Origin of the sequence: Rhizobium sp. YTUHZ044 (assembly GCF_051123975.1) — a bacterium.
Taxonomy (GTDB): Bacteria; Pseudomonadota; Alphaproteobacteria; order Rhizobiales; family Rhizobiaceae; genus Rhizobium.
In genome coordinates, this window is record NZ_CP101428.1 from 318,851 (window position 1) to 330,510 (window position 11,660).

The following is an 11,660-nucleotide window of genomic DNA, read 5'->3' on the forward strand; positions in this document are numbered from 1 at the left end:
CCCGAGGTCAGGTCACGGCTAAACCGGCTTCAAATCCCCAAGCAGCGTCGGAATCAGCTCCGACACCGTCGGGTGGATCGGCACCGACCATTTCAGCGCGGGATAGGTGGTTCCCGCATTCATTGCATCGATCAGGCCATGGATCACCTCGTCGCCTTCGATGCCGAGGATCGCCGCGCCGAGGATCTCTTTGGTGTCGGCATCGGCAATCACCTTCATGAAGCCCTTGGTCTCGCCGCGTTCATTGGCCCGGCCGACGCGGCTCATCGGCCGGGTCGAGACCATGATCCTGCGGCCGGAGGCACGCGCCTGCTTCTCCGTCATGCCGACGCGACCGAGCGGCGGGTCGATGTAGAGCGCATAGGCCGGGATGCGGCTCGAGACCCTGCGGTCGTCGCCGTCGAGCAGGTTGGCGGCGGCGATTTCGAAATCATTGTAGGAAGTATGGGTGAAGGCGCCGCGGCCATTGCAGTCGCCGAGCGCAAAGATGCCCTCGACATTGGTGGCAAGCTTGTCGTCGACGGTGATATAGCCGCGCTTGTCCGTCGCCACGCCGGCGGCCTCGAGGCCGAGGTCGTCGGTATTCGGTTTGCGGCCGGTGGCGATCAGCACATGGCTCGCATCGATCTTCGCCGCGCCGACGGCAACGCCAATTCCGCTGCCATTTCGCGCGAAAGCGATGTTGCCGGCGTCGGTGTGGACTGTGATGCCTTCGGAGCGCAGTATATCGGCGATCGCGTCCGATATATCTTCGTCCTCGCGCGAAGCGAGCTTCGGGCCGTGCTCGATGACACTGACTTCGGCGCCGAAGCGGCGATACATCTGGGCGAATTCCAGCCCGATATAGCTGCCGCCGATCACCGCCAGATGCCGCGGCAGCGTGTCGAGATGAATGATCGAGGTGCTGGTGAGGTAGTCGATGTCATCGATGCCGGGCAGCTCGGGGATGACAGGTCGCGCGCCGACATTGAGGAAGATGCGCGGCGCCGTCAGGGTCTCGCCGTTGACGCGGACGGTCTTCGCATCCTCGAAGCGGGCATGACCGTAGATCACGCTCATGCCATCCATGCTGTCAAACCAGCCGATCAGGCCGTTGCGGGCGTTCATCGTCACCGTTTCCGCCCGGGCTCTCACCACTTTCATGTCGATAGCGATTTCCCCGGGGATATTGACGCCGTAGGCGGCGCCGCTTCTTGCGACATGGGCGGCGCGGGCGCTGGCGACGAGAGTCTTCGTTGGCATGCAGCCGGCATTGACGCAGGTGCCGCCGAGGAACTTGCGCTCGACGAGCGCTACCTTCATGCCCTTTTCGACTATGCGGGCGGCGAGGAACGGGCCGGCCTGGCCAGCGCCGATAACGATGGCGTCGAAGCTTTTCATGACACGGCTCCCACGATCAACACGGCAGCGACAACGGCAACGGCATCCTCGATGAGGGCGGCCGGCGGATCCTTGCCGAAGGCGGCGGCAAGCCTGGCGCGCAGCGCGGCGCCGCCATAGGTGCCGATGACGGCGCCGATCACGCCGGCGATCAGCCCGCCGAAAAGCAGGCTACTGGCTGCGCCGATCGTGGCGCCGGCAAGTGCTCCAGTGACGATGCGGGCGCCGAACTGCATCGGCACCTTGCGCGACGGCGTCGATGGCAGCTGGTCGGTGACGAGTTCAACGACGGCGAGAACGCTGAAAATCCACGGCGTCCACCGGTAGCCCATGAAGGCAAGCGGCGTCTGCGATACGTCGAACCAGCCGAGCGCCGCACCCCAGGCGACGGCAGCGGGCGCAGTCATGGCGCGAAGGCCCGAGATAACACCGATCAGCAATGCAAGAAGCAGAAACATGCGTGATCCCCTCATTGCCGGCCTTATGCCGCAGCCAGGGAAGGTCTCACATTGTCAGGCGCGTGGCAATTCGCCAGGTCTGGCCGGGCTCTGCAACTCAATTTGCAAAGGCGGCGATGCCGGTGATCGCCCGGCCGATGATCAACGCATGGATGTCGTGCGTGCCCTCATAGGTGTTGACCACTTCGAGGTTGACGAGATGGCGGGCGATGCCGAATTCGTCGGAGATGCCGTTGCCGCCGAGCATGTCGCGGGCCGCGCGCGCCATATCAAGCGCCTTGCCGCAACTGTTGCGCTTGAGGATCGAGGTCAGCTCCACCGGCGGATGGCCTTCCTCCTTCATTCGGCCGAGCCGCAGGCAGCCCTGAAGGCCGAGCGCGATCTCCGCCGCCATGTCGGCGAGCTTCTTCTGGATCAGCTGGTTGGCGGCGAGCGGCCGGCCGAACTGCTTGCGCTCCAGCGTATATTGCCGTGCCCTGGCATAACAATCCTCGGCGGCACCAAGTGCGCCCCAGGCAATGCCGAAGCGGGCCGAGTTGAGGCAGGTGAACGGTCCCTTGAGACCGGTGACGCCGGGCAGAAGATTTTCTTCCGGCACGAAGACCCCGTCCATCACCACTTCGCCAGTGATCGAGGCGCGCAAGCCCACTTTGCCGTGGATGGCGGGGGCCGAAAGCCCCTTCCAACCCTTTTCGAGTATGAAGCCGCGGATGAGGCCATCCTCGGTCTTTGCCCAGACGACGAAGACATCGGCGATCGGTGCATTCGAGATCCAGGTCTTCGAGCCGGTCAGGCTATAGCCGCCGTCGACCTTCCTGGCGCGTGTCGCCATCGAGCCTGGGTCGGAGCCATGGTCGGGCTCGGTCAGGCCGAAGCAGCCAATCCATTCGCCGGTCGCAAGTTTGGGCAGGTATTTCAGCTTCTGCGCCTCGGACCCGAAGGTTTCGATCGGCACCATGACAAGCGAGGACTGCACGCTCATCATCGAGCGATAGCCGCTGTCGACCCGTTCGACCTCGCGGGCAATCAGGCCGTAGGAGACGTAACCGAGGCCGGCGCCGCCATAGTCGGGGGATATCGTCGGGCCGAGCAGGCCGAGTTCGCCCATTTCTCGGAAGATGGCGGGATCGGTCTTTTCATTGCGAAAGGCGTCGAGAACACGGGGAGCGAGCTTTTGCTGCGCATAGGCATGGGCGGAATCCTGCACCATGCGCTCCTCGTTGGTCAGCTGCTCCACCAGGCGGAATGGGTCGGACCAGTCGAAAACTTCGCGCGTATGCTGCATGGCAGCGTCTCCTCATTCAGCCTTGCCTCGCTCAAGGTCGCATAGACCCGCCAGCCGAGCGCGTCAACAACAAGGCGTCCCTATCGAAAAGACAGGGGCGGCCATCTTTTCAAACGCGACGCCATGATCCACTTTGCCCGCGGTCGATTCTGGAATGAGGAGGCGGAAATGTCGTCAAGCGATCTGTTCGTATCGGGCGAGGGGGCCGATTGGATCAATCCGGAGCCTGGCGTCACCAGGCGCGTCATGACCTATCTGCCCGAGATGATGATGGTAGAAGTGGCGTTCGAAAGCGGCGCCGTGGGTGCTGCCCATTCGCATCCGCACATCCAGGCAAGCTATGTCGCCGAAGGCAGCTTCGAGGTGACGATCGATGGCCGCACCGAAGTGCTGCGGCAGGGCGGCAGCTTCATCGTGCCGCCCAATCTCGTCCATGGCGTCAAGGCACTGGAAAAGGGCCGGCTGATCGATACCTTCACGCCGCACCGGGCCGAGTTTCTCAAGTAATCAGCTTTCGGATTCCGACCGGCGCGCGGAACTGGCGGCGGCGATATAGGGCGGCACGAAGCGCGCATCTTCGCCGCGCACGGCCTCGCGCAGAAAGTCGATGACCGCCCGCACACGCGGCGCCTGTTTCAGATCGCGATGGCAGGTAATCCAGTAATGGCGCTTGAGGTCGATCTCCTCGGGCAGCACGCGCACGAGCTCGGGATAACGGCTGGCGAAGAAATAGGGCAGGATGCAGAGGCCGAGGCCGTTTCGGGTGGCGGTGAGCTGCGCGAAAATGCTGGAGCTCTGGAACTGCGGTTTGATGCGCGGATGCACATCGCTGAGATAATCCAGCCCCGGCGCGAAAATCATTTCCTCGATATAGCTGACGAAAGGATGCTGAAGCAGATCTTCGCGGCAGGTGATGGCAGGCGCCTTTGCCAGATAGTCGCGCGAGCCGTAGATCTGCAAGTGATAATCGGTCAGCTTTTCAGCGTAATAAGGCCCGCCTTTCGGCTCGTCGAGCACAACTGAAAGATCGGCCTCCTTGCGCGACAGCGACATGATCTGCTGGATGGTCACCAGCTCGAGCGAAAGATGCGGATGCTGGGCTGCAAAGCGCGGCAACACGGTGGCGAAGAAGAAATTGGCAAAACCCTCAGGCGCGCTGAGGCGCACGAGGCCGCGCTGCGCCATCGAGCCATCGGCAAGGTCGGTGCGCAGCCGCTCGGTCTCCTGCTCCATCCGCTCGGCCGTCTCGATGAAACGCGTGCCCATGGCGGTCAACACGTAGCCACGCGGATTGCGTTCGAAGAGCTTGACCTTGAGGGCAAATTCCAGCCGGTCGATACGCCGAGAAACGGTGGCGTGGCTGGAGCGCAACTGCCGGGCCGCCGTCGAGAGCTGTCCGGTACGGGCGACGGCTAGAAAAAACTGCAGATCGTCCCAGGTAAACTGCGGTGAGTTCGTCATCGCCATTCCCTCCGTTCAACAACCAGCAACGAATAGCATGATCTTTAAAGATTGATACAATTCATTGTTTTGTTTGAGTTTTGTTTCCAATCTATCGGCAATCGGAGGCTGCGTGTTCGGCGAAAGCCCTGGAGCTCGATGAGGCCGGGGAGGCGCCGGCGATAAATCCGTTGATGCTTCGGCGGCGGCGCTTTCAGTCTCTCTGAGTAATGCTACACGGCCGCGTTTGAAATTTTGAGGGAATATTGATGAAGAAATTGGCTCGCCTGCTGCTGACGGTCGCTCTCGCATTCGTTGTTGTTATCGGTTTTCGTTGGTATCGCTACGTCTCCAACACTGAAAGTCCCTATGACGAAGTCGGCATGACGCTCAACTCGGCTATGCCAAGCCCGATCAATGCCTGGGGCTGTGCCAAGCTGAAAGAAACCTTTAGCGGCGTCTTGCCTCCCTATGGCTGCGGTGCCGACAACGGGACGCAGTGGAAGTAACAGCAGCCTGAACGTGCCGAAATGCGCCTGTGGGATGAAGGGACAAAGTAGGATTGTTCATTCGGCTGATGGCACATGCCTGCACAACTGCAGAAACTGCCCTAGTTCTAGCGCTGAGCGCTGATTCCTGGCGCTCCCTGAGGTTGGGATGGAAATTGTGCAGCTTTCTGTCTGTGCAAAAATGAACAGATACTGTTTGGAATTAGTTGTAAACCACCCGTTGCTTCAGGCGAGAATTTCCATGATCGTAGGACGAGGGGCGGTCGTTCTGAGGAGTGCGACCGGCCAAATCTGAACAGACCCGCAATCTGGCTCATCTCTGGGAGGAGAGAATATGCGTAAGAATCTCATTGCATCAGTTGCATTTCTGCTTGCGAGCAGCACTGCCGTGCTCGCGCAGAGCGCGACCGACGGCAAGGTCAAGATCGGCATCCTGAACGACCAGTCGGGCGTTTATGCCGACTTCGGCGGCAAGTCTTCCGTCGAGGCCGCCAAGATGGCCGTCGAGGATTTCGGCGGCAAGGTGCTGGATGTGCCGGTCGAGATCGTCGATGCCGATCACCAGAACAAGCCGGATATCGCCTCAAACATTGCCCGGCAATGGTACGACACCGAGCAGGTGGATGCGATCATGGAACTGACGACCTCCTCGGTGGCGCTTGCCGTGCAGGCGATCGGCAAGGAAAAGAAGAAGATCGACATCGTCACCGGTGCGGCGACGACGGATCTCACCGGCAAGGCCTGCTCGCCCTACGGCTTCCATTGGGCCTACGACACCCACGCGCTCGCTGTCGGCACCGGCGGCGCCCTCGTCAAGCAGGGCGGCGACAGCTGGTTCTTCCTGACGGCCGACTATGCTTTCGGTTATTCGCTGGAGCAGCAGACCAGCGAATATGTCAAGGCAAGCGGCGGCACCGTCGTCGGCGCCGTCCGCCATCCGCTATCAACCCAGGACTTCTCCTCCTTCCTGCTACAGGCGCAATCGTCCGGCGCCAAGGTGATCGGCCTCGCCAACGCCGGCCTCGATACCTCGAACGCCATCAAGCAGGCGGCCGAATTCGGCATCACCCAGGGCGGCCAGCATCTGGCGGCGCTGCTCTTCACGCTCGCCGAAGTCCATGGTCTCGGTCTCGAGGCAGCGCAGGGCCTGACGCTGACGGAGGGCTACTATTGGAACCGCGACGACGAAAGCCGCGCCTTCGCCAAGAAGTTCTTCGACCGCACCGGCAAGATGCCGAACATGATCCATACCGGCACCTATTCGGCGGTGACGCAATATCTGAAGGCGGTGCAGAAAGCCGGCACCGACGAGACGGAAGCCGTCGCCAAGCAGTTGCATGAAATGCCTGTCGACGACGTCTTCGGCCGCGGCGGCACGGTCGGCCCCAACGGCCGCATGATCCACGACATGTATCTGCTGCAGGTCAAGAAACCTTCCGAAAGCAAGGAGCCGTGGGATTACTTCAACGTTCTCGCCACCATTCCGGGCAAGGACGCCTATATCGATCCCGCCAAGAGCGGCTGCGATCTGGTGAAGTAGGCACGATGGCGGTTTCCGCGAGTGAAACTCAGGTAAAGCCGCGGGTGGTATTGTCCGCCCGCGGCCTGCGCCGCGATTTCGGCGGCTTCACGGCCGTCAAGAATGTCGATCTCGACGTGCATGACGCCAGCGTGCATGCGTTGATCGGCCCCAACGGGGCCGGCAAGACGACGGTCTTCAACCTGCTGACGAAGTTCCTGCAGCCGACGGCTGGCACGATCACGCTGATGGGCACCGACATCACCGGGACCCCGCCCGACAGGGTGGCGCGCATGGGGCTGGTGCGCTCCTTCCAGATCTCGGCGGTCTTTCCGCACTTAAGCGTGCTCGACAATGTGCGCGTGGCGCTGCAGCGGCCGAACCATCTGTCGACGCAATTCTGGCGGCCGCTCTCGGCGCTCGACCGGCTGAACGAACGCGCCGAGCAACTGCTTGCGAGCGTCGGCCTTTCCAAGGAGCGCGACCATTTCGCCGCCGATCTTTCCTATGGCCGCAAGCGCGTGCTGGAGATCGCCACGACGCTGGCGCTCGACCCGAAAGTGTTGCTGCTCGACGAGCCGATGGCCGGTATGGGGCATGAGGATGTCGGCGTCGTCTCCGCGATCATCCGTGACGTCGCCCGCGACCGGGCGGTGCTGATGGTCGAGCACAACCTCTCCGTCGTCGCCAATATCTGCCAGCACGTCACCGTGCTGCAGCGCGGCGAGATCCTTGCCGAGGGCGACTATGCCACCGTCAGCCAGGATGAGCGCGTCCGCGAGGCCTACATGGGCACGGAGGAGCACTGATGACCGCTCTCCTCGAGGTCCAGGGCCTCAACGCCTGGTACGGCGAAAGCCACATATTGCACGGCGTCGACATGCATGTCGGCGAGGGCGAGACGATCACCATTCTCGGCCGCAACGGCGTCGGCAAGACGACGACGCTGCGCACCATCACCGGCATCGTGCGCGCTCGCAAGGGCAGGATCAGCTTTGCCGGCAGCGACATGATGCATGTGCCGCTGCACAAGACGGCGCACCGGGGCATCGGATTCGTGCCGGAGGAGCGCGGCATCTTTTCGACGCTCACCGTCTCGGAAAACCTGCTGCTGCCGCCTGTCGTGGCGGCGGGCGGCATGACGCTCGACGAGATCTACGAACTCTTTCCCAATCTCTACGAGCGCCGCGGCAGCCCGGGTACCAAACTTTCAGGCGGCGAGCAGCAGATGCTGGCGATCGCCCGGGTTCTGCGCACCGGTGTGCGGCTGCTCATTCTCGACGAACCGACGGAAGGGCTTGCTCCGGTCATCGTCCAGCGCATCGGCGAGGTACTGAAGAAGCTCAAGGAGCGCGGCATGACGATCCTGCTCGTCGAACAGAATTTCCGCTTCGCCAGCCGTATTGCCGATCGCTTCTATCTGATGGATCATGGGCAGATGGTGTCGGAATTCCCGGTCGGCGAACTGCCGCAGCGCATGGATACGCTGCACAAGGTTCTGGGAGTGTGACCAGATGACGATGATCTTCGGCATTCCCCTGCAGGCGCTGCTCGGCCAGCTCTTGATCGGCCTGATCAACGGTTCGTTCTATGCGCTGCTCAGCCTCGGCCTCGCCATCATTTTCGGCCTGCTCCGGGTGATCAACTTCGCCCATGGCGCCCAATATATGCTCGGCGCTTTTGTCGCCTATCTGCTGCTCACCTATGCCGGCATCGGCTACTGGCCGTCGCTGATCCTGGCGCCTGTTATCGTCGGGCTTGCCGGTGCCGTCATCGAGCGGCTGTTCCTGCGCCGGCTCTACGATCTCGATCCACTCTACGGCCTGCTCTTTACCTTCGGCCTGGCGCTCGCCGTCGAAGGCACCTTCCGCTATCTCTACGGTTCTTCCGGCCAGCCCTATGCGACGCCGGCAGCGCTTGCCGGCGGGGCCAATCTCGGCTTCATGTTCCTGCCGATCTATCGCGGCTGGGTGGTCGTCGTCTCGCTCGTCGTCTGCCTCGGCACATGGCTGCTGATCGAGAAGACCAAGCTCGGGGCCTATCTCAGGGCTGCGACCGAAAACGCCGTGCTGGTCCAGGTCTTCGGCGTCAACGTGCCGGTACTGCTGACGCTGACCTACGCGCTCGGCGCCGGCCTTGCCGCCTTTGCCGGTGTGTTGGCGGCGCCGATCTACCAGGTCTCGCCGCTGATGGGCTCGAACATGATCATCGTCGTCTTCGCCGTGGTCGTCGTCGGCGGCATGGGATCGATCATGGGTGCGATCATCACCGGTTATGTGCTCGGCATCGCCGAGGGCCTGACCAAGGTCTTCTATCCCGAGGCTTCCAACATCGTGATCTTCGTCATCATGGCGATCGTGCTTCTCATCAGGCCCGCGGGCCTCTTCGGCCGGGATGCCTGACATGACTGACATCACCGAAACCATCCGAACGGAAAAAAGTCGAACCGCTCTATCGGTGCAGGCGGGCTTCCTGCTTGTCGGACTGCTGCTTCTGCTGCTCGCGCCGTTCTTCTTCTATCCGATCTTCCTGATGAAGCTGCTCTGCTTCGCGCTGTTTGCCTGTGCCTTCAACCTGCTGCTCGGCTATACCGGTCTGCTTTCCTTCGGCCATGCCACCTTCTTCGGCGGTGCCGCCTATTTCACCGCCTATACGGTGAAGGCATGGGGCCTGCCGCCGGAACTCGGCATCCTGATCGGCGTGGCGGGGGCGGCCTTTCTCGGCTTGGTCATGGGTTTCTTCGCGATCCGCCGCCAGGGCATCTATTTCGCGATGATCACGCTGGCGCTGTCGCAGATGTTCTTCTTCTTCTGCCTGCAGGCCAAGTTTACCGAAGGCGAGGATGGCATCCAGTCGGTGCCGCGTGGCCACCTCTTCGGCTTCATCGATCTGAACAACTCGACCAACATGTATTATTTCGTGCTGGCCGTCTTCCTCGTCGGCATCCTGATCATCTGGCGTTTCATCAATTCGCCTTTCGGCATGATCCTGAAATCGATCCGCGAAAACGAGCAAAGGGCGATCTCGCTCGGTTATTCCGTGACGCGCTACAAGCTCGGCGCCTTCGTCATGTCGGCAGCGCTTGCGGGGCTGGCCGGCGCGGTCAAATCGATCGTCTTCCAGTTCGCGACGCTCACCGACGTCGCCTGGCAGATGTCGGGCGAGGTGATCCTGATGACGCTGCTCGGCGGCATCGGCACGCTGATCGGCCCGCTTTTCGGCGCGGGGTTGGTGGTGGCGCTGGAAAACTACCTCGCGACCTCGGAATTTCCGGTGACGATCATCACCGGCGTCGTCTTCATGGTCTGCGTGCTGATCTTCCGCCGCGGCATCATCGGCGAATTCTATGCCTCGCGGCTCGGGCGGAAGCTGGGCTTCGTCTATCGCCGCTAACGGGCGGCCGTCTCCCTCTTTCGCAGCGTGGGCAGAGGCGGGCGGCCAAGCATCTGGATTTTCGTGCAGGGCGCACATGGATCGTTACGACTACATAATCATCGGGGCAGGCAGTGCCGGCTGCGTACTCGCCAATCGTCTATCCGCCGACGGCAGGAGCCGCGTGCTGCTATTGGAAGCCGGCGGCAGCGACAACTACCACTGGATCCATATCCCAGTCGGCTATCTCTATTGCATCAACAATCCGCGTACCGACTGGTGCTTCACCACGGCGCCGGAAGCGGGGCTGAACGGCCGGGCGCTGAGCTATCCCCGCGGCAAGGTACTCGGCGGCTGCTCCTCGATCAACGGCATGATCTATATGCGCGGTCAGGCGCGCGATTACGACCTCTGGCGGCAGATGGGCTGCAGCGGCTGGGGCTGGGACGATGTTCTGCCCTTCTTCCGCAAGTCCGAGGATTTTTATCGCGGCGAAGACGAGATGCATGGGGTCGGCGGCGAATGGCGCATCGAGAAGGCGCGGGTGCGCTGGGCCGTGCTTGACGCCTTCCAGCAGGCGGCGAGAGAAGCCGGCATCCCCGAGACGGAAGATTTCAACCGCGGCAGCAATGAAGGTTCCGGCTATTTCGACGTCAACCAGCGCTCGGGCATACGCTGGAACACGTCGAAAGCCTTCCTGCGCCCGGCGCGCAAGCGCTCCAACCTGACGGTGCTTACCAAGGCGCAGGTGCGGCGCCTGCTGGTGGAGGAGGGGGCCGTCGCCGGGGTCGAATTCCAGCACCAGGGCGTGGCGAAGCGCGCCTATGCGGGCAAGGAAACCATCCTTTCGGCCGGTTCGATCGGCTCGCCGCATATTCTGGAACTCTCCGGCATCGGCAGGGGCGAGGTGCTGCAGCGGGTGGGCATCGATGTCGTCACCGAGATCAAGAGTGTCGGCGAGAACCTGCAGGATCATCTGCAGCTGCGTCTGGCCTATAAGGTGACCGGCGTTCCGACGCTGAACGAAAAGGCGACGAAGCTGATCGGCAAGGCGGCGATCGGGCTCGAATATCTCGTCCGCCGCTCCGGGCCGATGGCGATGGCGCCGAGCCAGCTCGGCATCTTCACCCGCTCGGGGCCGGACCGGGAGACGCCCGACCTGCAATATCACGTGCAGCCGGTCTCGCTCGAAAAATTCGGCGACCCCGTCCATCCTTTCCCGGCGATCACCGCGAGCGTCTGCAATCTGAGGCCGGAAAGCCGCGGTTCGGTGCACCTGTCGAGCCCGGATTTTGCCGCACAGCCGACGATCAGCCCGAAATACCTCTCGACGCAGCGCGATCGTGACATAGCTGTCCGTTCGATACGGTTGACACGCAGGATCGTCGCGCAGCCATCCTTCGCGAGGTTCCGGCCGGAAGAGTTCAAGCCGGGGCCGAGCTATCAGACCGAGGCCGATCTGGAGCGGGCGGCCGGCGATATCGGCACGACGATCTTTCATCCCGTCGGCACCTGCCGTATGGGCGCCGACAGGGAGAGCGTCGTCGATCCCAGGCTGAAACTCAGGGCGCTCGGCAAGCTCAGGATCGCCGACGCCTCGGTGATGCCGTCGATCACCTCGGGCAACACCAATTCGCCGACGATCATGATCGCCGAAAAGGCGGCGGCGATGATCCTCGAAGACAATCGATAGGAGA

At 62.3% G+C, this 11,660-nt stretch carries 12 protein-coding genes; 8 read left to right on the forward strand and 4 right to left on the reverse strand.

What is annotated here, in order from left to right; genetic code table 11:
* Positions 1 to 18 precede the first annotated feature (18 nt).
* From NL154_RS26835 to NL154_RS26845, 3 genes are all read right to left on the reverse strand, one after another.
* Positions 19 to 1,380 (reverse strand): FAD-containing oxidoreductase, encoded by a 1,362-nt coding sequence (locus tag NL154_RS26835; protein WP_210632294.1) that lies wholly within the window; start codon positions 1,378 to 1,380, stop codon positions 19 to 21.
* Positions 1,377 to 1,838, reverse strand: coding sequence for a DUF4126 family protein (locus NL154_RS26840; protein WP_434734386.1), 462 nt, complete (start codon positions 1,836 to 1,838; stop codon positions 1,377 to 1,379). Before NL154_RS26840 ends, NL154_RS26835 begins: the two co-directional genes overlap by 4 nt.
* 97 nt (positions 1,839 to 1,935) lie before the next feature.
* Positions 1,936 to 3,123 (reverse strand): acyl-CoA dehydrogenase, encoded by a 1,188-nt coding sequence (locus NL154_RS26845; RefSeq protein ID WP_210632296.1) that lies wholly within the window; start codon positions 3,121 to 3,123, stop codon positions 1,936 to 1,938.
* A 168-nt stretch (positions 3,124 to 3,291) separates the two neighbouring features.
* Here NL154_RS26845 and NL154_RS26850 point away from each other — a divergent pair, with 168 nt between their 5' ends.
* Positions 3,292 to 3,630, forward strand: a complete 339-nt coding sequence (locus NL154_RS26850) for a cupin domain-containing protein (protein WP_210632297.1) — start codon at positions 3,292 to 3,294, stop codon at positions 3,628 to 3,630.
* On the opposite strand, the gene NL154_RS26855 is transcribed toward NL154_RS26850, so the two are convergent.
* Entirely contained in the window at positions 3,631 to 4,584 is a 954-nt protein-coding gene (locus NL154_RS26855; RefSeq protein WP_210632298.1) for a LysR family transcriptional regulator, read from the reverse strand.
* Between the two features lie 248 nt (positions 4,585 to 4,832).
* Here NL154_RS26855 and NL154_RS26860 point away from each other — a divergent pair, with 248 nt between their 5' ends.
* The 7 genes from NL154_RS26860 to NL154_RS26890 all read left to right on the forward strand — a co-directional run bounded on the left by NL154_RS26860 (position 4,833) and on the right by NL154_RS26890 (position 11,656).
* On the forward strand, positions 4,833 to 5,072 hold the full coding sequence (locus NL154_RS26860) for a hypothetical protein (protein ID WP_434734387.1): 240 nt from the start codon (positions 4,833 to 4,835) through the stop codon (positions 5,070 to 5,072).
* A 334-nt stretch (positions 5,073 to 5,406) separates the two neighbouring features.
* The gene (locus NL154_RS26865; protein ID WP_221145042.1) at positions 5,407 to 6,612 is read left to right on the forward strand and encodes an ABC transporter substrate-binding protein; all 1,206 of its coding nucleotides are present in this window, start codon (positions 5,407 to 5,409) and stop codon (positions 6,610 to 6,612) included.
* Between the two features lie 5 nt (positions 6,613 to 6,617).
* Entirely contained in the window at positions 6,618 to 7,400 is a 783-nt protein-coding gene (locus tag NL154_RS26870; RefSeq protein WP_430961509.1) for an ABC transporter ATP-binding protein, read from the forward strand.
* On the forward strand, positions 7,400 to 8,101 hold the full coding sequence (locus NL154_RS26875; protein WP_221124025.1) for an ABC transporter ATP-binding protein: 702 nt from the start codon (positions 7,400 to 7,402) through the stop codon (positions 8,099 to 8,101). Before NL154_RS26870 ends, NL154_RS26875 begins: the two co-directional genes overlap by 1 nt.
* Positions 8,102 to 8,105: 4 nt before the next feature.
* Complete coding sequence (locus NL154_RS26880) at positions 8,106 to 8,993, forward strand: branched-chain amino acid ABC transporter permease (protein ID WP_085739908.1); 888 nt, start codon at positions 8,106 to 8,108, stop codon at positions 8,991 to 8,993.
* Between the two features lies 1 nt (position 8,994).
* On the forward strand, positions 8,995 to 9,984 hold the full coding sequence (locus tag NL154_RS26885) for a branched-chain amino acid ABC transporter permease (RefSeq protein ID WP_210632303.1): 990 nt from the start codon (positions 8,995 to 8,997) through the stop codon (positions 9,982 to 9,984).
* Between the two features lie 76 nt (positions 9,985 to 10,060).
* Positions 10,061 to 11,656 (forward strand): GMC family oxidoreductase, encoded by a 1,596-nt coding sequence (locus NL154_RS26890; RefSeq protein WP_221124026.1) that lies wholly within the window; start codon positions 10,061 to 10,063, stop codon positions 11,654 to 11,656.
* The last annotated feature ends 4 nt before the right edge of the window (positions 11,657 to 11,660 follow it).